Here is a 20598-nt window from a genome sequence, read left to right as displayed (position 1 = left end):
CTCCGCGAGAATCGGCGATCTACCCCAAGCCTCCCACGAGCCGGTCCGATAAGTTGAAGGCCGCGCCACCACCGTCCCCCAACTCCAGGAGCGCAACCGATGGCCCAGGGGCACCGTGTGGACACGGAGGCACCGGGAATCGCGCTGCCCGCGTGGCGCCGCCTGGTCGACGGCCTCCAGGAGGCGGTGGCCATCGTGGACGAAGCGGACACGGTCGTCCTGGTCAACCCCGCGGCGCGGTCCCTCTACCCGGCCCTGCTCCCCGGCACCGCGCTGACCGCACCGGCCCGCCGCCAGGCGCTGGGCGACGGCTGGACCGCCTGCTACCTCGACCCGCCCTCGGCCTGGGGCGCGGCGTTCCTGGACGAGGCGCTGAACCGCCTGTCCGCGGTGACGGACCGCGCGGACACCCTGCGCGCCATCGTGGAACTCGCCCTGGCCCACCTGGGCGACCAGTGCGCCGTGATCGTCCCGGCCCCGCGCGGCAGGGTCGAGTGGTGGCACGGGGCCAAGGGCTCGACGGAGGTCGTCCGCTCCCGCACGACCCGCCAGTCGGCAGGCGTGGTCACCGGCCTGCTGGACGTCCTGGACGGCACCACCACCCACGCGGAGTTCGGCGGCGAGAGCACCCCGGACCTCCCGGTGGACTTCGGCGAACCGGGCTCGGCCCACGCCGTACCGCTGATCAAGGGCGGCACCTCACTGGGCGCGCTGGTGATCGTGCGCCGAGTACCGCGCGAACCCTTCACCGCGGTGGAACTGGACTCGATCCGCCGCTACGGCGACCACGCCGCCCGCGCCCTGGAAACGGCCATCCGCCACGGCGAGCAGTCCAGGGTCGTGGACGTGCTCCGAGCCGACCTGCTCCCCAAACCGCTACCGGACGTGCCGGGCACCCTGCTGGCAACGGCCTACCACCCGGCCGCGAGGCGAACGGAGGTGGGCGGCGACTTCTACGACGTCCACCTGCGAGAAGACGGCACCGCCACCTTCGTGCTGGGCGACGTCTGCGGAAACGGCCTGGAAGCAGCGGTCCACTCGGGTCGAGTCCGCAGGTCGCTGCACACCCTCCTGCTGGTGGAACAACGCCCGGCCCAACTCCTCTACCTGCTCAACGCCGCACTGGTGGCGGCGGGCAGCAAGCTCTTCACCACCCTGGTGGTGGGCACCCTGACCCAATTGGCGGACGGCGGCCTCAACCTCACGATCGCCTCAGGCGGCCACCCCCCACCCATGCTCCTGCACGCGGCAGGCACGGTCGAGGAAGTAGTGGCACGCGGCGGCATCGTAGGCGTGCTGTCGGACGTCCGCTTCCAAGAAACAACAACAACGGTGAAACCAGGCGAAACCCTGCTGCTCTACAGCGACGGAATAACGGAAGCGCGAGCGGAATCGAACCGAGAAGAACTCTTCGGCGAAGAACGCCTGCAAGCGGTACTGGCCGAATGCGCAGGCCAACGAGCAGACGCCACGATCGACACGATACGCAGAGCGGTCTTCGACTGGCTGGGCCCGTCAGAACACGACGACATCACCCTCCTGGCACTACAAGCAGCACCAACGGGCTAACCAGCAAGCCCAACCCAACCAACCAAACCGACCCAGCCCAACCAACCAAACCTGACCCAGCCCAGCCCAGCCCAGCCAAACCTGACCCAGCCCCAACCCCGACCCAACCCGACCCAACCCGACCGGACACGGAACGTGGCCGATTTGACTTGGGGTTTTGAGCCTTAAAATTAGTGATCGGGTAGGCCTTCGGACTGCCCTTTTAGCCCGATCAAAGGCTCAAAAGAGGGGTCCCCAAGTCAAATCGGCCACAGCACGCTGGGACTTGAGACAGCGGTGTGCGCTGGGACTCGCAGTATCGCTGCGCTGGGACGAACAGCATCGCTGTGCGCTGGAACTCGCTGGAGAGGTATGCGCTGGAACCGGCAGCAGCCTTTGCCGGGACCGCCGGAACCGCCGGGACCGCCGGAAGCGGAACGCCCCAGCAACCCCGTCGACCAACAAATGCCCCAACCACCCTTCCACTCAGCGGATACACCACTGGCCACCCCACCCGACCCCAGGTAGCGTTCGCCCTACGGATACAAGTTCGCTCAGCGAACACAAGGCACCCGCCACGGAGGAGCACCCCATGGCAACCATCGCGCCCCTGGCGCAGGCCGTCTCCCAGGTGGTCCACGACGGGGACACGGTCGCCTTCGAGGGCTTCACCCACCTGATCCCCTTCGCGGCGGGCCACGAGGTGATCCGCCAGCGCAAGCGCGACCTCACCCTCGTGCGCATGACCCCGGACGTCATCTACGACCAGCTCATCGGCGCGGGCTGCGCCCGCAAGCTCGTCTTCTCCTGGGGAGGCAACCCCGGCGTCGGCTCCCTGCACCGCTTCCGCGACGCCGTCCAGAACGGCTGGCCGAACGCGCTGGAGATCGAGGAGCACAGCCACGCGGGCATGGCCAACAGGTACGTGGCCGCCGCGTCGGGCCTCCCGTTCGCCGTCCTGCGCGGCTACGTGGGCACCGACCTGCCGAAGCAGACCGACACCATCGCCCCCATCACCTGCCCGTTCACCGGGGAGGTCCTCACCGCCGTCCCGGCGCTGGACCTCGACTCCGCCGTGATCCACGCGCAGCGGGCGGACCGCAGGGGCAACGTCCAGCTCTGGGGCATCACCGGCGTGCAGAAGGAAGCGGTCCTGGCGGCGAGGAGATCGCTGGTCACCGTGGAGGAGGTGGTCGACGAGCTGGAACCCCGACCGGGCGCGGTCGTCCTCCCGTCCTGGGTCGTGGACTACGTGGCCGAGGTGCCCGGCGGCGCCCACCCGTCCTACGCCCACGACTACTCGACCCGCGACAACGACTACTACCAGCGCTGGGACACCATCAGCAAGGACCGCGAGTCCTTCCGGACCTGGCTGGAGACCGTGGCATGACCGACACCCCCGCCGACCGCACCCCCGCCGACCACCCTCCCGCCGACCACCCTCCCGCCGACTACACGGCCGACGAGATGATGACGATCGCCGCCGCGCGAGCCCTCTCCGACGGCACCGTCTGCTTCGTGGGCATCGGCCTCCCCAGCACCGCCGCGAACCTCGCGCGGCGCACCCACGCCCCGGACCTGGTCCTCGTCTACGAGTCCGGCACCATCGGCTCGAAGCCCGCCACGCTGCCGCTGTCCATCGGGGACGGTGTGCTCGCCGACTCGGCCGACAGCCTCGTCAGCGTCCCGGAGATCTTCAACTACTGGCTCCAGCCGGGCCGCGTCGACGTCGGCTTCCTCGGCGCCGCCCAGCTCGACCGGTTCGGCAACATCAACACCACGGTCATCGGCGACGACTACCGCGACCCGAAGGTCCGCCTCCCCGGCGCGGGCGGCGCCCCCGAGATCGCCGCGTCCTGCGGTGAGGTCTACATGATCGTCCGGCAGAACCCGCGGGCCTTCGTCGAGCGCGTGGACTTCGTGACCTCGATGGGCTTCGGCGGAGGCAGGGGCGACAGGGAGAAGCTCGGCCTCAAGGGGAGGGGGCCGCGGTTGGTGATCACCGATCTCGGCGTGCTCCGCCCCGACCCGGACACCTGCGAGCTCACGCTGACCCAGCTCCACCCCGGCGTCGACCTGGCCACCGCGAAGGCGAAGACCGGCTGGGACCTGAAGGTCTCGCCGGACCTGACGACCACCGAGCGACCCACGGACCAGGAACTCGCCGCCCTCCGCGCACTCACCGCCTGAAGGAGTAGCAGTGCCCGCCGACACCAAGCGCCTGGCGCACTACCGGCCGGACCCCGAATCGCACCCGCCGGTGTCCTACCCGGACTACCGGTCGAACGTCGCCCGCGCCCCGAAGCAGCCGCTCGTCCTGCTGCCCCAGCGCCTCGGCGAGATCACCGGCCCGCTGCTGGGCGAGGGCCGCGTGGGCCGCACCGACCACGACCTCACCGTCCAGCACCCCGAGGAGCCGCTGGGGCAGCGGATCATCGTGACCGGCAAGGTCAAGGACGGCGACGGGCGGCCGATCCCGAACACCCTCGTGGAGATCTGGCAGGCCAACGCGGGCGGCCGGTACCGGCACGACCTGGACCGCCACCCGGCCCCGCTGGACCCCAACTTCTCCGGCGTCGGCCGCGCACTGACCGACGGCGACGGCAACTACCGGTTCATCACCATCGCGCCCGGCGCGTACCCGTGGAGGAACCACCACAACGCCTGGCGCCCGGCGCACATCCACTTCTCGGTGTTCGGCACCGCGTTCACCCAGCGGCTGATCACCCAGATGTACTTCCCCGGCGACCCGCTGTTCGACCAGGACCCGATCTTCAACTCGGCCAGGCCCGCGGCGCGCAGGGCGATGGTCGCCGACTTCGACCTCGACAGCACGGTCCCCGAGTGGGCGCTGGGCTACCGCTGGGACATCGTCCTGCGCGGCACCGACCCGACGCCGTTCGAGGACGAGGAGGACCACGACGATGAGTGACCAGCGCACCACGCCGTCCCAGACGGTGGGGCCGTTCTTCGCGATCGGCCTGCCGTGGGAGGACGGCCACCTCGTCGTCGACGAGGGCACGCCCGGCGCGTTCGACCTCGTCGGCGAGGTGTTCGACGGTGCGGGCGACCCGGTGCCGGACGCGTTGATCGAGGTCTGGCAGGCCGACCCGGACGGCCGGTTCGACCACCCGGACGACCCGCGCGGAGCGGTGGCGCGCCCCGGTTTCCGCGGCTTCGGCCGGTGCCCGACCGACGAGGGCGGCCGGTTCCGCTTCCGCACCGCCAAGCCCGGCCCCCTGCCGTGGGAGGACGGCGAGCAGGCGCCGCACCTCAACGTGTCGGTGTTCTGCCGGGGTCTGCTGGTGCGGCTGGTGACCCGGATCTACTTCGCCGACGAGCCTGCCAACGCCGACGACCCGGTGCTCGCCTCGATCCGCGACCCGGAGCGGCGCCGGACCCTCGTCGCGGAGCCCACCCCGTTCGGCTACCGCTTCGACATCCACCTCCAGGGCGACGATGAAACCGTCTTCTTCGACCTCTGAGCTGTTCCGCCCGCTGTTCGGCGACCCGATCGTCGACGCGGAGCTGGGCGACCGGGCGTGGCTGCGCGCCATGCTCGACTTCGAGCGCGCGCTCGTCGTCGTCCAGTCGCGAGCGGGGCTCGTGCCGCTCGACGCCGCCCGCGCCGTCGTGGCGGCGATCGACTCCGCCGTGCTCGACCCGGTGTCGCTGGGCGCCCGCGCCACGGCGTCCGGCAACCCGGTCGTGCCGCTGGTGCGCGACCTCGTCGACGTGGTGCCCCCGTCGGCGCGGGCGTACGTGCACCACGGCGCGACGAGCCAGGACGTGCTGGACACCGCGGCGTCGCTGGTCGCGTTCCGGGCGCTGCGGCCGATCCTGGACGGGCTCGCCGGCGTCGCGGACGAGTGCGAGCGGCTGGCGGTCCGGCACCGCGACACGCTGATCGCCGGGCGGACGCTGACGCAGCAGGCCGTGCCGACCACGTTCGGGCTCAAGTGCGCGGGCTGGCTGGTCGCCGTGGACGAGGTGCGCGACCGGCTCGACGCGGTGCGCGCCGAACGCCTGGCGGTGCAGTTCGGGGGAGCGGCGGGCACGCTGGCCCCGCTCGGTGACGCGGGCGCGCCGCTGGTGGAGCGGCTCGCCGACGAGCTGGGCCTGGTGGCGCCCGTGCTCCCGTGGCACACCGACCGCACCCGCTTCGCCGAACTGGCGGGCGCACTCGGGTCCGCGGCCGGCGTCCTGGCGAAGATCGCGCAGGACGTCCTGCTGATGGCGCAGACCGAGGTGGCCGAGGTGACCGAGGCCGACGGCGGCACGTCGTCGGCCATGCCGCACAAGCGGAACCCCGTCCGGGCGGTGCTGGTGACGGCGGCGACCCGCCGGGTGCCCGGACTGGTCGCGACGGTGCTGGCGTCGATGGCGCACGAGCACGAGCGCGCCGCCGGGGCCTGGCACGCCGAGTGGGAGACGTCCACCGACCTGCTCCGGCTCGTCGGCGGAGCCGTGCACGGGACGCGCGAGCTGCTGGAGCGCCTGGAGGTCCACCCCGACGTGATGCGCCGCAACCTGGACCTCACCGGGGGCCTCCCGCTCGCGGAGAACGTGTCGACGAGGCTCGCACCCGCGCTCGGGCGCGCCGCGGCGCAGGACCTCGTCGCCGAGGTCTGCCGCGCCGCGGTGGCGGGCGGGGTCGAACTGGGGGACGCTCTCGCCGCCGACAACAGGGTCTTGGAGCACTTGTCAACCGCGCAGATTGATGAGGCACTTGACCCGTCGGGGTACGTCGGCAGCGCGGCCGCGTTCGTGGACCGCGCGCTGACCGCACACCAACGAAAGGCGGAGCGGTGAGACTGCACTACGAACTGAGCGGACCGGAGAACGCCCCCGTTCTCGTGCTGGGTAGTTCACTCGGCACGACCTCCTCGCTCTGGGAGCCGCAGCTCCCCGTGCTGCACGAGTTCTTCCGGGTGCTCCGCTACGACCACCGCGGGCACGGCGGCAGCCCCACCGCCACCGGACCGTTCACCATCGACGAGCTGGGCGACGACGTCCTGGACCTGGCGGACTCCCTTGGCGTGGAACGGTTCTCCTACTGCGGGCTGTCGCTCGGAGGCATGATCGGCATGTGGCTCGCCGCCCGCGCGCCGGAGCGGGTCGACCGGCTGGCGCTGTGCTGCACGACCGCGTCGTTCCCGTCGCCGCGGCCGTGGCTCGACCGCGCGGCGACCGTGCGGGCGTACGGGACGGCGGCCATCGCCGAGGCGGTCGTCGGCCGGTGGTTCACCCACGGCATGGCCGAACGCGATCCCGAACTCGTGGCGGACTACCGCGACGGGCTCTCGGCTGTCGACCGGGAGAGCTACGCCGGGATCTGCGACGCCCTCGCGACGATGGACCTCACGCCGCTGCTGCCCGCGATCCAGGCGCCGACCGCGGTGATCGCCGGGGCGCAGGACGAGGCGACGCCGCCGGAGTTCCTGCGGGTGATCGCCGAGGCGATCCCGGACGCGGAGCTGTACATCGTCGGCGACGCGGCCCACCTGGCCAACGTCGAGGCGGCCGACGCCGTCTCGGTGATCCTGCACGGGCACCTGACCACCGCGGGGGCCCGCTGATGTCCTTCGAGGAGGGCATGGCGGTCCGCCGGGAGGTCCTCGGCGACGAGCACGTCGACCGCGCGGTGGAGCGCACCGACGAGTTCACCGCCGACTTCCAGGAGCTGATCACCCGCTACGCGTGGGGAGAGGTGTGGACCCGGCCGGGGCTGGACCGCAGGACCCGGTCGTGCATCACGTTGGCCGTGCTCGCGACCCTGCACCACGACGACGAACTGGCGATGCACGTGAAGGCCGCGCTGCGCAACGGGCTCACCCGCGAGGAGATCGGCGAGGTGCTGCTCCAGGTCGCCGTCTACGCGGGGGTGCCCGCCGCCAACCGCGCGTTCGCCGTGGCGCAGCGGACGTTCGCCACGTTGGAGCCGTGACCGGGACGGGGCGCTCCGCCGACTTCGTGCGGTCGCTGGAGCGGGGCCTCGCGGTCATCAGGGCGTTCGACGCCGGGCACCCCGAGCTGACGCTGAGCGAGGTGGCGCGCAGGACCGGGCTGACCCGCGCCGCCGCCCGGCGGTTCCTGCGCACCCTGGTCGAGCTGGACTACGTCCGCACCGACGGGCGGCTGTTCACGTTGCGCCCCAAGGTGTTGGAGCTCGGCTACGCCTACCTGTCCGGGCTCGGCCTGCCCGAGATCGCCCTGCCCCACCTGGAGAACCTCGTCGCCACCGTCCACGAGTCGTCGTCGGTGTCGGTCCTGGACGACGGGGACGTGGTGTACGTGGCGCGCGTGCCGACCAAGCGGATCATGGCGGTGTCGATCAGCGTCGGCACCCGGTTCCCGGCCTACGCCACGGCGATGGGCCGGGTGCTGCTCGCGGGCCGTCCGGGGGAGTGGCTGGACTCCTACCTCGCGTCGGCGCGGCTGCGACCGTTGACCCGCAACACGATCGTCGACCCGGAGGCGCTGCGCGAGGAGCTGCGGGTGGTCCGGGAGCAGGGGTGGTCCCTCGTGGACGAGGAGCTGGAGGAGGGGCTGCGGTCCATCGCCGTGCCCATCCGCCGGGCCGACGGCCGCGTCGTCGCCGCGGTCAACCTCTCCGCGCACGTCGGTCGGGGCGACGCCGCGACCATCCGCGAGGACCTGTTGCCGCACTTGACTTCGACGGCTCGGGCCATCGAGGTCGACTTCTGCCGGTAACGCCGTCGTCACGACCGTGACCTAACCGTGAGAGCGCTCCCATTGACCGAGGCCTGTGACCCGTGGCACCTTTCCAGCACCCGAGTTCACGAAGAGGTGCCCATGGACGTGGTTACCGTGAGAGCGCTCCCATCGGTAGGAGCACTACACCGGTTCCAGCGCGCTGTGCGGCTCGGCGGGCAGTTCCACCCGGATGGCGTCGCCGGGTCGGACCGGGCCGCCGACCAGCACGACCGCCATCACCCCCGCCCTGCGGACCAGGTTGCCCTCGGCGTCCCGGTCCAGCACGGCCTTCATGAGTCCCTTGTGGAACCCGTCGAGCTGCGCGCACGGGTTCCGCAGTCCGGTCACCTCGACGACGGCCTCCCCGCCCAGGTGGAGCCGGGTGCCGGTCGGCAGGCCGAGCAGGTCGACACCCCGCGTGGTGACGTTCTCGCCCACCGATCCGGGCCGCACCTCCTCGAACCCGGCGGCGCGCAGCTCGTCCTGGAGCTCGCCGTGGATCAGGTGGACCTGGCGGAGGTTCGGCGCGGACGGGTCGCGCCGCATCCGCGACCGGTGCTTGACCGTCGTGCCCTGGTGGACGTCACCCTCGACGCCGAGGCCCGCGAGCAAGCGGATTTCGGTTCGGGTGGGCTTCGTGAACGTGTACTCCGAGCTGCGGCTGACCGCTTCGACAATCCCCATGGAGGCGACCCTACCCATGTCCGCCGCAGGCCAGCGGCCGTTTGACGTAGTCGACCGTGCGTCGCCTTTTCGTTACCGAACGAGGTATTGACCCCTGGGGTTTCGGCCATGTTAACTGCACCACACCTCTCCCGGAACCGGTTTCGGTACCGGTTCCGCGAGGGGAGCAGACGACAGCGGACCGCATGACGAGGGAGTGCCAGATGCGGGTCACGATCGCCGAGGTCGCCCTCCGCGCCCAGGTGAGCAAGGCGACTGTGTCCCGCGTGCTGAACGGCAAGCCCGATGTGGACGTGACCACGGCGGAGCGGGTCCGGCAGGTGATCGACGAGATCGGCTACGTGCCCAGCGCTCGGGCCGTCGGACTCGCTCGCGGCCGGGCGCGCACCGTCGGGATGCTGGCCCCGTCGCTGACCTGGCCGTGGATGGGCGAGGTGCTCCAGGGGGTCGTCGACTCGCTGGAGGCCGAGGGCTACGGCCTGCTGCTCTACACCGTGAACCGCGGTCCCGACTCGCTCAGCCAGTTCGCCAGCCACGTCTCGGCCAACGCCTTCGACGGGCTGCTGGTGATCGAGCCGCCGGACACCCTCAACTACATCGCCACGCTCTACGCGCAGGGCCTGCCGGTCGTCATGATCGACGACCGCGGCTCGCACCCGCAGTTCCCCTCGGTTGCCACCACCAACCGCGAGGGGGCGCAGGGCGCCGCGCGCCACCTGCTCGCCGCGGGGCGGACCAAGTTCGCCGTCGTCACGGGCCCGATGCAGTTCGGCTGCACCAGGGAACGGCTCGACGGCTTCCGCGACGCCCTCGCCTCCGCCGGGCTGTCCGTCGACCCCCGTCTCGTCGTCGACGGCGACTTCACCACCGACGGGGGTACGGTGGCCACCGAGAAGCTGCTGGCGGCGGGCATCCCGTTCGACGGCGTCTTCGCGCACAACGACCTCTCCGCGATGGGTGTGCTGCGCGCACTGCGCAAAGCGGGCCGCGACGTGCCGGGCGACGTGTCCGTCGTCGGGTTCGACGACGTGCCGATCGCCTCGCACGCCGAGCCCTCGCTCACCACCGTTCGGCAGCCGTTGCAGGAGATGGGCGTGGCGGCCGCGCGGATGCTGCTCTCCCACTTCGGCGGCGAAGCGCTGCCGGAGAAACCACTCGTGCTGCCGACCTCGCTCGTGGTCCGACAGTCAGCTCCACAGATCTAGGCCAACACCCCTGTTTTCCACCGTGCCCGCTGTTTAGGGTGGGCCACCCGTTCTACCTTCCTGAGAGCGCTCTCTCATAACCCGCCGGGAGAATTCCATGCAAGGCATACGCCGCAGGACCACACTCGCGCTGATCGGCACCATGGCCGTCGCGCTCGTGGCCGCTGCGTGTTCATCGGGTGGTGCCACCAAGACCGCCGCGAGCGGCGTCCTGACGGTGGGCATGCCGAACGGGCCGCAGACGAACAACAGCAACCCGTTCCTCGCCACCTCGGCGGGCGCGTCGCTGGGTTACCGCTTCATGATCTACGAGCCCCTCGTCCAGACCAACCCCATCGCGCCGTCCGAGAAGGGCACGCCGTGGTTGGCCGAGAAGTGGGAGTGGGCCGACAACTACCAGAAGCTCACCCTCACCACGCGGGCCGACGTCAAGTGGAACGACGACAAGCCCTTCACCGCGGGTGACGTCGCCTACACGTTCAACCTGCTCAAGGACAAGTCGGCCCTCAACACCAACGGGCTGCCGATCGCGGGCGCGAGCAAGGTCAGCGACACCTCCGCCGAGATCACCTTCAGCAAGCCCCAGTTCGTGAACGAGAACAAGATCCTCAACTCGTTCATCGTGCCGGAGCACATCTGGAAGGACGTGCCGGACCCGACGACCTTCACCAACGAGAAGCCCGTCGGCACCGGCCCGTACACGCTGAAGACCTTCACCCCGCAGACGGTCACGCTGTCGGTGCGCACCAGCTACTGGCAGGAACTCCCCAAGGTTCCGGAGATCCAGTACACGTCGTACAACGACAACAGCGCGCAGACGACCGCCCTCGCGAGCGGTGCGGCGCAGTGGTCCTACGTGTTCATGCCGAACTTCGAGACCCTGTACGTGAACAAGGACCCGCAGAACCACAAGATCTGGATGCCCGCCGGTCTCGGCATCCACGCCCTGTGGCTGAACACCGCGAAGGCGCCGTTCAACAACGTCGCGCTGCGCAAGGCGCTGAACATGGTGATCGACCGCGAGGTCATCTTCCAGCAGGGCCACTCGAAGCTGTTCCCGAAGGTCGACAACGTCACGGGCATCCCCAGCCCGGCCGGTGACCCGTTCATCGCCGCCGAGTACAAGGGCAAGACCGCCAAGGTCGACGTCGAGGGCGCCAAGAAGCTGCTGGCCGAGGCGGGCTACAAGCTCGACGGCGACGTGCTGAAGGACCCGTCCGGTGCTCCGGTTACCTTCGCGCTGACCGACCCCGCGGGCTGGTCCGACTACCTGACCGACCTCGACATCATCAAGAACGCCGTCAAGGCGCTGGGCATCACCGCCGAGGTCAAGACCCAGACCGTCGACCAGTGGACGACGGACTTCAACGCGGGCGCGTTCGACGCCACGATGCACTGGACCAACAGCGGCGCGACGCCGTTCGAGGGCTACCAGAACATCATGGACGCCGCGGCCAGCAAGCCGCTCGGAGAGCCCGCCGCCAACGCGCAGGGCCGTTTCAACGACCCCGCCGCGACCGCCGCGCTGGCCGCCTACGCCTCCGCGCCGGACGACGCCGCCCGCAAGACGAACCTGGACCTGCTCCAGAAGATCTTCGTCGAGCAGGTCCCGGCGATCCCGCTGGTCTCCTCGCCGGTGGGTGCCGAGTACAGCACGAAGAGCTGGGTGGGCTGGCCCACCGAGGCCGACCCGTACGCGCCGCCGCAGCCGACGCAGACCAACGCGCTGCAGGTGGTCCTCCGCTTGAAGCCGGCCACCGCGTGACCGGCGAGGTCGTGCTGGCGGCACGTGGTGTCACCAAGCACTTCCCGGTCGCTCGCAAGGGCCGTCAAGTGCTCACCCGCCAGCCGCGCGCGGTACACGCGGTGGACGACGTCTCGTTCGACCTGCGCAGGGGACACGTGACCGCGCTGGTCGGCGAGTCGGGCTCGGGAAAATCCACCGTGGCCAGGCTGCTCGCGCAGCTGTACCCGCTGACCTCGGGCGATATCGTTCTGAACGACGTGCCCACGAAGGTGAAGCGGGGGAGGTCGTTCCGGGCTTACTGCAAGCAGGTCCAGATGATCTTCCAGGACCCGTTCGCGTCGCTGAACCCGGTGCACACCATCCGCTACCACCTCACGAGGGCACTTCGGGTGCACCACGGGCGGGTCAAGGGAGAAGAGCTGGAGAAGGGGTTGGCCTCGCTCCTGGAGCGGGTCAACCTCACCCCTCCGGAGCGCTTCCTGGACAAGTACCCGCACGAGTTGTCGGGCGGCCAGCGCCAGCGCGTGGCCATCGCGCGGGCGCTGGGCGCCGACCCGACGGTCCTGCTGGCCGACGAACCGGTGTCGATGCTCGACGTGTCGATCCGGCTCGGCGTGCTGAACCTGCTGCGGGACCTGAAGGAACGGCTCCACCTGGCCATCCTGTACATCACCCACGACATCGCGTCGGCGCGCTACTTCGCCGACACGACGATGGTGATGTACGCGGGCCAGGTCATCGAGGGCGGTGACAGCGAGACCGTCACCCAGGAGCCCGCCCACCCCTACACGCAGCTGCTCATCAGGTCCGCCCCGGACCCGGAGCGGTCGCACAACGGGGTGCCCGCGGTGACCACGGCCCCCGGTGAGCCGCCCAGCCTGATCAGCCCGCCACCGGGCTGCCGCTTCGCCCCGCGGTGCCCGTACGCCGCGGAGAAGTGCCGCACCGCGACCCCGCCGAGGTTCGACCTCACCGAGTCGCACTACGCGGCCTGCTGGCTCTACGACGCGGAGACCTCGGACGAGCACCCGCGTCGCGACACCGTGGAGGTCGGGGCATGAGGTTCCTGCTCCGGCGGGCGTTGTTCTACCTGGTCACGGCCTGGGCCGCGATCACGATCAACTTCATGCTCCCGCGCATGCTGCCCGGCGACCCGGTCCAGGCCATGATCGCCCGGTTCCAGGGTCGGCTGAGCACGGACGCCATCGCCTCGCTGTACGTCCTCTTCGGGCTGGACACCGAGTCGAGCATGTTCTCGCAGTACGTCACGTACTGGGGGAACCTGTTCCAGGGCGACCTGGGTCTGTCGTTCACCTACTTCCCGACCCCCGTGTCGGAGGTGATCGCGCAGAGCATCCCGTGGACGCTCGCGCTCATGGGCGTCACCACGATCATCAGCTTCGTGCTGGGCACCATGATCGGTGTCTACGCGGGCTGGAAGCGCGGCTCGTGGATCGACTCGCTGCTGCCGATCACCACGTTCTTCTCGGCCATCCCGTACTTCTGGCTCGGCCTGATCGCCATCTCCGTGTTCGCCGTCAGCTGGGGTGCCTTCCCGGCGGCGGGCGGCTACGAGCCCGGCCTCATCCCGAGCTTCAGCTGGGAGTTCATCTCCAGCGCGCTGTACTACTCGGTGCTGCCGGCGCTGACCGTGCTCATCAGCTCGATCGCGGGCTGGATCCTGGGCATGCGCAACATGATGGTGACGGTGTCCTCCGAGGACTACGTGACCGTCGCGCACGCCAAGGGCCTGCCCGAGAAGCGCGTCATGCTCGGCTACGCCGCCCGCAACGCGGTGCTGCCCAGCATCTCCGGTTTCGCGCTGTCGCTGGGCTTCATCGTCGGCGGCACGCTGCTGGTGGAGATGGTGTTCTCCTACCCCGGCATCGGCTACGTGCTCTTCACCGGTGTCAACGCCAAGGACTACCCGCTGATGCAGGGCATCTTCCTCATCATCACGATGGCGGTGCTGGTGGCGAACCTGATCGCCGACGTCGTCTACCTGGTCCTCGACCCGCGCACCCGAAAGGCGGCCTGATCATGAAGTCTGCCTTGAACGGCAAGACGATCGCCGGTCTGTCGATCATGGGTTTCTTCGTCCTGATCGCGATCGTGGGCTCGTGGATCGCGCCGTACGACCCGTCCGCGATGAGCGGCGACATCATGTCGCCGCCGTCCGGCGCGCACTGGTTCGGCACGACGCAGACCGGTCAGGACATCTTCTCCCAGGTGCTCGTCGGGGCCAGGGGCGTGCTGATCGTCGGGCTCGTGGCGGGTGCCATCGCCACGCTGCTCTCGGTGCTCATCGGCGTCACCGCGGGGTTCCTCGGCGGTGTGGCCGACGAGTTCCTCTCCGCGCTGAGCAACATCTTCCTGGTGGTGCCCGCTCTGCCGCTGATCATCATCGTGACCTCGTTCCTGCCGGACGCGGGCGACTTCCTGATCGCCTTCGTGATCAGCGCGACCGGCTGGGCGTGGGGCGCCCGGATCCTGCGGGCCCAGACGCTGTCGCTGCGCCAGCGCGACTACGTCGAGGCGGCGCGGGCGACGGGTGAGCGCACGTGGCGGCTCATCGTGTTCGAGGTCATGCCGAACCTGACCGCGATCATCGCGTCCAGCTTCGTCGGCACGGTCATCTTCGCGGTGCTGTCGGTGATCACGCTGTCGTTCATCGGCGTCGCGAGCGTGTCGAACTGGAACTGGGGCACCATCCTGTTCTGGGCCCAGAACGCGCAGGCGCTCGCCCAGGGCGCGTGGTGGTGGTTCATCCCGGCCGGTCTGTGCATCGCCCTCCTGGGCACCGCCCTCGCACTGATCAACTTCGGGATCGACGAGTACGTGAACCCCCGGCTGCGGACGTCCGCCGGCGGCAGCAAGGTCAAGATGCGCGTCGGTTTCACGCCCGTGCTGAGGCAGGAAGGCGGGCGGTCGTGACCCCCGTGTTGGAGATCCGCGACCTCTCGGTCGACTACGGGCAGGGCGAGGGCGCGGTGCACGCGGTCAGCTCGGTGAACCTCGTGCTGAACCGCGGCGAGGTCCTCGGCCTCGCGGGGGAGAGCGGCAGCGGCAAGTCCACGCTCGCCTACGCGATGACCAGGCTGCTCCCGCCGCCGGGGCTCATCACCGGCGGCGAGGTGCTGCACCACGGCCGCGACAAGCCGGAGCCGGTGGACGTGCTCGGCCTGACGCCGAAGCAGCTCCGCTCGTTCCGCTGGAACGACATCGCCATCGTGTTCCAGGGCGCCATGAACTCGCTCAACCCCGTCTCGACGGTGGCCGCGCAGCTGGAGGACATCTACCGGGCCCACCGCCCGGAGATGTCCCGCGCCCAGCGGACCAAGCGCAGCGCGGAGCTGCTCCGGCTGGTCGGCATCTCCGCCGACCGGCTGGGCAGCTACCCCCACCAGCTCTCCGGCGGCATGCGCCAGCGCGTGATGATCGCGATGGCGCTGGCCCTGGACCCCGAGATCATCATCATGGACGAGCCGACCACCGCGCTGGACGTGGTGATGCAGCGGCAGATCCTGGAGCAGATGATGCGGCTCCGCGAGGAGCTGGGCTTCTCCGTCCTCTTCATCACCCACGACATCTCGCTGCTCGTGGAGTTCTCCGACCGGATCGCGATCATGTACGCGGGCCGGATCGTCGAACAGGCGGCCTCGGAGGACATGTACCGCGCCTCCAGCCACCCGTACAGCAAGGGCCTGCTCGGGTCGTTCCCCGCGCTGCACGGCCCTCGCCGTCCGCTGACCGGTATCCCCGGCTCACCGCCGGACATGCGGACAGTGCCGTCCGGTTGTCCCTTCCACCCGCGGTGCCCCAGTGCTTTCGACGTGTGCGAGCGGGAGATCCCGGTCCTCGAAAAGCTCTCGGGCGCCAACGGCGACAGCAGCCGCAGCGTCGCCTGCTGGCTGAACACCCCTTCCCTATCGGGACATCCAGGAGTTGGAGCGACATGACGATTGTCGGGCAACGTGCCACCGAAGCGACCGCCGAGCTGCCGGCGAACTTCCTCTGGGGAGTGGCCACTTCTGCCTACCAGATCGAGGGAGCCGTCGCCGAGGACGGGCGCACACCGTCCATCTGGGACACCTTCTGCCGCGTGCCGGGAGCCGTGATCCGGCAGGAGAACGGCGACGTCGCGTGCGACCACTACCACCGGATGCCGCAGGACGTGGAGCTGATCGCCGGTCTGGGTGTCGACTCCTACCGGTTCTCCATCTCCTGGCCGCGCGTCCAGCCCGGCGGTCGCGGCCCGGTGAACGTCAAGGGCCTCGACTTCTACTCCCGGCTCGTGGACGAGCTGCTGGAGAAGGGCGTCAAGCCGTGGGTCACGCTGTACCACTGGGACCTGCCGCAGGAGCTGGAGGACGCGGGCGGCTGGCCGGAGCGCGACACGGCCTACCGGTTCGCGGAGTACGCGTCGCTCGTGCACGCGGGTCTCGGTGACCGCGTCAAGACGTGGACGACGCTGAACGAGCCGTGGTGCTCGGCGATGCTCGGGTACGACCAGGGCAAGCACGCGCCGGGCATCCAGAACTTCGGCGCGTCGATGCGGGCCGTGCACCACCTGCTGCTGGGCCACGGGTTGGCGGGGCAGGCGCTGCGCGCCGCCGCCGCGGAGCCGATCGAGCTGGGCATCACGCTGAACATGGGGACGGCCTCGCCCGCCTCGGACAAGCCCGAGGACGTCGACGCCGCTCGCCGCGCGGACGGCCTCGGCACGCGGATCTACCTCGACCCGCTGGTGAAGGGGCACTACCCCGAGGACGTCGTGGCGGACATCGAGGCCCGCGGGGCGCTGCTGCCCGTCGAGCCGGGTGACCTGGAGATCATCTCCACGCCGATCGACGTGCTGGGCGTGAACTACTACTCGTCGCACGTGTTCGAGGGCGGTGAGGAGCCGCACGCGCCCGTGGCGGTGTCGCAGAACCGGCCCGTGACGGCGATGGACTGGGAGATCGTGCCGGAGGGGTTCACGCAGCTGCTCGTGCGGATCTCGAAGGACTACCCCGGCCTGCCGATGGTGATCACGGAGAACGGTGCGGCGTTCGACGACTCCGTCGACACCGACGGCGTGGTGGACGACGAGGACCGCCTGTCCTACATCAGCGACCACATCGCCGCCGTGGGCAGGGCCGTGGCGCAGGGCGCTGACGTGCGCGGGTACTTCGCGTGGTCGCTCATGGACAACTTCGAGTGGGCGTACGGGTACGACAAGCGGTTCGGGATCGTGCGGGTCGACTACGACACGCAGGTGCGGACGTTGAAGCGGTCCGCTGAGTGGTACCGCGACACGATCGCGAGCACCAGGGAGAAGTAGGGACGCTCGTTCGGTGATCGCCGCCCGGTGGACTTCGGTCCGCCGGGCGGTGTGCGTTCGGGGGGTCGTGGGTGCGGGGTGGGTGTGGGTGCTCCGACACCCCGCTCGCGCGATTGTCTCGAAGAGGAGGGCGCTTCGGATCGGGGTGGCGGAGGGGGTCCGTGTCGGAGTGGTCGCGTGCGTCCGCTCGGACCGCTACGGTCGGCGACCTCGGTCGGCTCGTGCTGCGCGTGGAGGCGGGACACGGGCTCGGCCACGACGTCCTGGTGCGGGCCTTCCGGCCCGGCGGGCCGATCGGGGAACCGGACGAACCGGGCGGGCTGCTGGTCGCCGACCTGACCCGCGGACTGCTCCCGGTGCCGCGGTACCCCGTTGGGGACTTGGCCGAATGGGTGGAATTCGACGCGGGCGCGTTCCGCTTGCTGGGACGGGCCGGGGAGGGGGTGCGTGACCCTGCACCTCGACCCGTTGCGGACCGTGGTCGACGCCGCGACGCGGGGACACCGCTTCGCGGGGTTCCGGGTGGTGCTGCGGCGCCGGGGCGCGCTGGGCGAACTGGTGCTGCGGCTGGCGTGCGATGCCACCGGCCGCGCGGCGATCGAGCAGGTCATCGCCACCGGGGTGGACGGGATCGGCCCCCGGTTCGCCGATCAGGTCCGGCAGGGGGTGCGCCTGCGGTCGCGGTCGACCGGGCGGAACCGGCCGCCAACCCGCGCACCGGGAAGTCGCTGAGGGTGATCGACGAGCGGCCGGTCTGAGGCGAAAGGGCTTCCCACCACAGGTTAGGGCAGGCTAGGTTCAGAGCGGCGCAGATCACGTCACGCCAGTAGCCGGTTGAGTATCGCCTAAGTTAAGTTAGGCTAACTTTAGTCGACCTTCCTCCTGCCGCGTGATGGGACTGCTATGCCACAGGCACGAACCGATGGTGACGTTCCGGTCTACGACCTCGTCGGAGTGGGTTTCGGACCCGCCAACCTGGCTTTGGCGATCGCGGTAGCCGAGCACAACGCCATCGCCGGTGCCGACGACGTGGTGACGGCCCACTTCTTCGAGAAGCAGAAGACCTTCGGTTGGCACCGGGGCATGCTCCTGGACGACGCCACCATGCAGGTGTCGTTCCTCAAGGACCTCGTCACCATGCGCAACCCCAACAGCGGCTTCAGCTTCCTGTCCTACCTCAAGGACCGGGACCGGTTGGTGGACTTCATCAACCACAAGAACATGTACCCGCTGCGCGTGGAGTTCCACGACTACTTCGAGTGGGCGGCGGCGAAGGTCGACGACGTCGTGTCCTACGACCACGAGGTCGTCTCGGTCCAGCCGGTCCTGCACGACGGCGTGATCACCTACTTCGACGTGAGCGCGCGCGACGCGCACGGCACCGTCGAGGTCCGCCGCGCGCGCAACCTCGTGCTGGCCACGGGTCTGCGGGCCAACCTCCCGGAGGGCATCTCCTCCTCCGAGCACATCTGGCACAACAGCGACTTCCTGCACCGCGTCCGCGGGCTCGACCCCGAGGCGCCGCGCCGGTTCGTCGTCGTCGGGGCCGGGCAGAGCGGCGCGGAGGTGGCGGCGCACCTGCACGAGCGCTTCCCCAACGCCGAGGTGTGCGCGGTCTTCGCCCGCTACGGCTACAGCCCCGCGGACGACAGCTCGTTCGCCAACCGCATCTTCGACCCGGCCGCCGTGGACGAGTTCTACCACGCGCCCGAGGCCGTGAAGCACAAGCTGATGGCGTACCACGGCAACACGAACTACGCCGTGGTCGACCACGACCTCATCGCCGAGCTGTACCGCCGCGTGTACCAGGAGAAGGTCCTCGGCACGCAGCGGCTGCGCCTGGTCAACGTGTCCCGCCCCGCCGAGGTAGTGGAGACCGAGGACGGCGTGCGGGTGACCGTGGAGTCCTTGACGACCGGCGAGCTCACGGTGTTCGACGCCGACGCCGTCGTCTACGCCACCGGGTACCGCGAGGCCGATCCGACCGAGGTGCTGGGCGAGGTCGCCGAGCACTGCCGCCGCGACGAGCGGCAGCGGCTGCGCGTCGGCCGCGACTACCGGCTGGACACCGACGGGCAGGTCCTCGGGGGGATCTACCTGCAGGGCGGCACGGAGCACTCCCACGGCATCACCTCGTCGCTGCTGTCGAACCTGGCCGTGCGGGTGGGGGAGATCCTGGAATCGGTCGTCGGCCGCAGGAGCCCCAGCATCCCCGCGCAGCCGGAGTACGCCGTGAGCGCCACCGCGTCGCACTGACGCACCAGAACGGGTCAGCGATCATCCGCCCGGTTTCGCCCGAACAGGAACCCCCCGAAGGGAACACCCCGATGTCCAGCATGTCCATGCCCACGGCCGGTGCCGTGCGCCGTCTGCCGCTCGCAGCGGTGGCGCTCGTCGCCACGCTGCTGCTCGCGGCCTGCGGCGGCGGTGCTACGACCGCAGGCGGATCGAGCACCCCCGCGTCCAGCGGTGGCGCCTTCCCGGTGCGGGTCGAGCACAAGTACGGCACCACCGAGGTCAAGGCCGAGCCCGAGCGCGTCGTCACGCTGGGGCTGTCCGACCAGGACGTCGTGCTCGCGCTGGGCACCAAGCCCGTCGGAGCCATCGACTGGTTCAAGGAGACCCCGTACGGCAAGTGGCCGTGGACCAAGTCCCTGTGGGGCGACACGCCGCCCGAGGTCGTGGGCGAGCGCGACGAGTACAACATGGAGAAGATCGCGGGCCTCAAGCCCGACCTGATCCTCGCCCAGTACTCGGGCATGAAGCAGGAGCAGTACGACACCCTGTCGAAGATCGCGCCCGTCGTCGCGCAGCCCAAGGGCTTCGAGGACTACCAGGCGCCGTGGCAGGACAGCGCCCGCCTGGCGGGCAAGGCCCTCGGCAAGGCCGAGCAGGTCGACGAGCTGATCTCGGACGTCGACGCCAAGTTCGCCGCGGCCAAGACCGCGCACCCCGAGTTCGCGGGCAAGACCGCGGTCGTGGCCGACGCCTACCAGCCCGGCACCTACTCGGTGTTCTCGCCCAACGACCCGAAGATGCTGTTCCTGACGCAGCTCGGGTTCACGGTGCCGGAGAAGCTGAAGGAGGCCGTCGGCACGGAGAACGTCGTCGACCTGTCCTACGAGCGCTTCGACGTGATCGACGTCGACCGCCTGGTCTGGCTCATCGCCGACCCCGCCTCGACCGACCAGATCAAGAACGAGGCGCTCTACAAGAACCTCAAGGTGGTGCAGGAGAAGCGCGACCTGTTCGTGCCCTACGACGAGCCGCCGGTCGGTGCCGCCATGTCGTTCAACACGGTCCTGAGCATTCCGTACGCGCTCGACCAGATGCTCCCCCTGCTGTCCGCGAAGTAGAACACCCCGAAAGGCGTT

At 70.0% G+C, this 20598-nt stretch carries 20 protein-coding genes; 19 read left to right on the top strand and 1 reads right to left on the bottom strand.

Annotated elements, in window-relative coordinates:
• The first annotated feature begins 99 nt into the window (after positions 1–99).
• From VFZ92_RS25910 to VFZ92_RS25870, 9 genes are all read left to right on the top strand, one after another.
• On the top strand, positions 100–1569 hold the full coding sequence (locus VFZ92_RS25910) for a SpoIIE family protein phosphatase (RefSeq protein ID WP_330878635.1): 1470 nt from the start codon (positions 100–102) through the stop codon (positions 1567–1569).
• Between the two features lie 571 nt (positions 1570–2140).
• Entirely contained in the window at positions 2141–2938 is a 798-nt protein-coding gene (locus VFZ92_RS25905) for a CoA transferase subunit A (protein WP_330878634.1), read from the top strand.
• 77 nt (positions 2939–3015) lie between these two features.
• Entirely contained in the window at positions 3016–3738 is a 723-nt protein-coding gene (locus VFZ92_RS25900; RefSeq protein WP_330878670.1) for a CoA-transferase subunit beta, read from the top strand.
• A gap of 10 nt (positions 3739–3748) precedes the next feature.
• A complete protein-coding gene (pcaH, locus tag VFZ92_RS25895; protein WP_330878633.1) occupies positions 3749–4480 on the top strand; it encodes a protocatechuate 3,4-dioxygenase subunit beta in 732 nt (243 codons plus the stop codon).
• Complete coding sequence (gene pcaG / locus VFZ92_RS25890; protein ID WP_330878632.1) at positions 4473–5033, top strand: protocatechuate 3,4-dioxygenase subunit alpha; 561 nt, start codon at positions 4473–4475, stop codon at positions 5031–5033. Before pcaH ends, pcaG begins: the two co-directional genes overlap by 8 nt.
• Entirely contained in the window at positions 5008–6360 is a 1353-nt protein-coding gene (gene pcaB / locus VFZ92_RS25885) for a 3-carboxy-cis,cis-muconate cycloisomerase (protein ID WP_330878631.1), read from the top strand. Before pcaG ends, pcaB begins: the two co-directional genes overlap by 26 nt.
• Positions 6357–7127, top strand: coding sequence for a 3-oxoadipate enol-lactonase (gene pcaD, locus VFZ92_RS25880; RefSeq protein ID WP_330878630.1), 771 nt, complete (start codon positions 6357–6359; stop codon positions 7125–7127). The genes pcaB and pcaD overlap by 4 nt, the downstream gene beginning before the upstream one ends.
• Entirely contained in the window at positions 7127–7495 is a 369-nt protein-coding gene (gene pcaC / locus VFZ92_RS25875) for a 4-carboxymuconolactone decarboxylase (protein WP_330878629.1), read from the top strand. The genes pcaD and pcaC overlap by 1 nt, the downstream gene beginning before the upstream one ends.
• The gene (locus VFZ92_RS25870) at positions 7492–8262 is read left to right on the top strand and encodes an IclR family transcriptional regulator domain-containing protein (RefSeq protein ID WP_330878628.1); all 771 of its coding nucleotides are present in this window, start codon (positions 7492–7494) and stop codon (positions 8260–8262) included. The genes pcaC and VFZ92_RS25870 overlap by 4 nt, the downstream gene beginning before the upstream one ends.
• A gap of 144 nt (positions 8263–8406) precedes the next feature.
• Here VFZ92_RS25870 and VFZ92_RS25865 read toward each other — a convergent pair whose 3' ends face one another.
• On the bottom strand, positions 8407–8949 hold the full coding sequence (locus VFZ92_RS25865; protein WP_330878627.1) for an MOSC domain-containing protein: 543 nt from the start codon (positions 8947–8949) through the stop codon (positions 8407–8409).
• A 203-nt stretch (positions 8950–9152) separates the two neighbouring features.
• Here VFZ92_RS25865 and VFZ92_RS25860 point away from each other — a divergent pair, with 203 nt between their 5' ends.
• The 10 genes from VFZ92_RS25860 to VFZ92_RS25815 all read left to right on the top strand — a co-directional run bounded on the left by VFZ92_RS25860 (position 9153) and on the right by VFZ92_RS25815 (position 20580).
• A complete protein-coding gene (locus VFZ92_RS25860) occupies positions 9153–10154 on the top strand; it encodes a LacI family DNA-binding transcriptional regulator (RefSeq protein WP_330878626.1) in 1002 nt (333 codons plus the stop codon).
• Between the two features lie 97 nt (positions 10155–10251).
• Complete coding sequence (locus VFZ92_RS25855) at positions 10252–11919, top strand: ABC transporter substrate-binding protein (protein ID WP_330878625.1); 1668 nt, start codon at positions 10252–10254, stop codon at positions 11917–11919.
• Entirely contained in the window at positions 11916–12962 is a 1047-nt protein-coding gene (locus VFZ92_RS25850; protein WP_330878624.1) for an ABC transporter ATP-binding protein, read from the top strand. Before VFZ92_RS25855 ends, VFZ92_RS25850 begins: the two co-directional genes overlap by 4 nt.
• Positions 12959–13939 (top strand): ABC transporter permease, encoded by a 981-nt coding sequence (locus VFZ92_RS25845; RefSeq protein WP_330878623.1) that lies wholly within the window; start codon positions 12959–12961, stop codon positions 13937–13939. Before VFZ92_RS25850 ends, VFZ92_RS25845 begins: the two co-directional genes overlap by 4 nt.
• A gap of 2 nt (positions 13940–13941) precedes the next feature.
• Positions 13942–14835 (top strand): ABC transporter permease, encoded by an 894-nt coding sequence (locus VFZ92_RS25840; protein WP_330878622.1) that lies wholly within the window; start codon positions 13942–13944, stop codon positions 14833–14835.
• Entirely contained in the window at positions 14832–15860 is a 1029-nt protein-coding gene (locus VFZ92_RS25835) for an ABC transporter ATP-binding protein (protein ID WP_330878621.1), read from the top strand. Before VFZ92_RS25840 ends, VFZ92_RS25835 begins: the two co-directional genes overlap by 4 nt.
• A complete protein-coding gene (locus VFZ92_RS25830; protein ID WP_330878620.1) occupies positions 15857–17224 on the top strand; it encodes a GH1 family beta-glucosidase in 1368 nt (455 codons plus the stop codon). Before VFZ92_RS25835 ends, VFZ92_RS25830 begins: the two co-directional genes overlap by 4 nt.
• Positions 17225–17671: 447 nt before the next feature.
• Positions 17672–17956 (top strand): hypothetical protein, encoded by a 285-nt coding sequence (locus VFZ92_RS25825; protein WP_330878619.1) that lies wholly within the window; start codon positions 17672–17674, stop codon positions 17954–17956.
• Between the two features lie 171 nt (positions 17957–18127).
• Positions 18128–19480 (top strand): lysine N(6)-hydroxylase/L-ornithine N(5)-oxygenase family protein, encoded by a 1353-nt coding sequence (locus VFZ92_RS25820; protein ID WP_330878618.1) that lies wholly within the window; start codon positions 18128–18130, stop codon positions 19478–19480.
• 71 nt (positions 19481–19551) lie between these two features.
• Positions 19552–20580 carry an iron-siderophore ABC transporter substrate-binding protein gene (locus VFZ92_RS25815; protein WP_330878617.1) on the top strand — a complete coding sequence of 343 codons (1029 nt, stop codon included), beginning with the start codon at positions 19552–19554 and terminating at the stop codon, positions 20578–20580.
• The last annotated feature ends 18 nt before the right edge of the window (positions 20581–20598 follow it).

It is taken from the genome of Umezawaea sp., assembly GCF_036375055.1.
Taxonomy (GTDB): domain Bacteria; phylum Actinomycetota; class Actinomycetes; order Mycobacteriales; family Pseudonocardiaceae; genus Umezawaea.
The sequence above is the reverse complement of the archived record's forward strand: the minus strand, read 5'-3'. Positions and strand labels throughout refer to the sequence as shown.

Coding starts and splice junctions, on each gene's coding strand:
- VFZ92_RS25845 (WP_330878623.1), top strand. CDS start 12,959: ATGAGGTTCCTGCTCCGGCGGGCGTTGTTCTACCTGGTCACGGCCTGG.
- VFZ92_RS25900 (WP_330878670.1), top strand. CDS start 3,016: ATGATGACGATCGCCGCCGCGCGAGCCCTCTCCGACGGCACCGTCTGC.
- pcaC (WP_330878629.1), top strand. CDS start 7,127: ATGTCCTTCGAGGAGGGCATGGCGGTCCGCCGGGAGGTCCTCGGCGAC.
- VFZ92_RS25830 (WP_330878620.1), top strand. CDS start 15,857: ATGACGATTGTCGGGCAACGTGCCACCGAAGCGACCGCCGAGCTGCCG.
- VFZ92_RS25855 (WP_330878625.1), top strand. CDS start 10,252: ATGCAAGGCATACGCCGCAGGACCACACTCGCGCTGATCGGCACCATG.
- VFZ92_RS25905 (WP_330878634.1), top strand. CDS start 2,141: ATGGCAACCATCGCGCCCCTGGCGCAGGCCGTCTCCCAGGTGGTCCAC.
- VFZ92_RS25910 (WP_330878635.1), top strand. CDS start 100: ATGGCCCAGGGGCACCGTGTGGACACGGAGGCACCGGGAATCGCGCTG.
- pcaB (WP_330878631.1), top strand. CDS start 5,008: ATGAAACCGTCTTCTTCGACCTCTGAGCTGTTCCGCCCGCTGTTCGGC.
- VFZ92_RS25860 (WP_330878626.1), top strand. CDS start 9,153: ATGCGGGTCACGATCGCCGAGGTCGCCCTCCGCGCCCAGGTGAGCAAG.
- VFZ92_RS25840 (WP_330878622.1), top strand. CDS start 13,942: ATGAAGTCTGCCTTGAACGGCAAGACGATCGCCGGTCTGTCGATCATG.
- VFZ92_RS25815 (WP_330878617.1), top strand. CDS start 19,552: ATGTCCAGCATGTCCATGCCCACGGCCGGTGCCGTGCGCCGTCTGCCG.
- VFZ92_RS25820 (WP_330878618.1), top strand. CDS start 18,128: ATGCCACAGGCACGAACCGATGGTGACGTTCCGGTCTACGACCTCGTC.
- VFZ92_RS25865 (WP_330878627.1), bottom strand. CDS start 8,949: ATGGGGATTGTCGAAGCGGTCAGCCGCAGCTCGGAGTACACGTTCACG.
- pcaG (WP_330878632.1), top strand. CDS start 4,473: ATGAGTGACCAGCGCACCACGCCGTCCCAGACGGTGGGGCCGTTCTTC.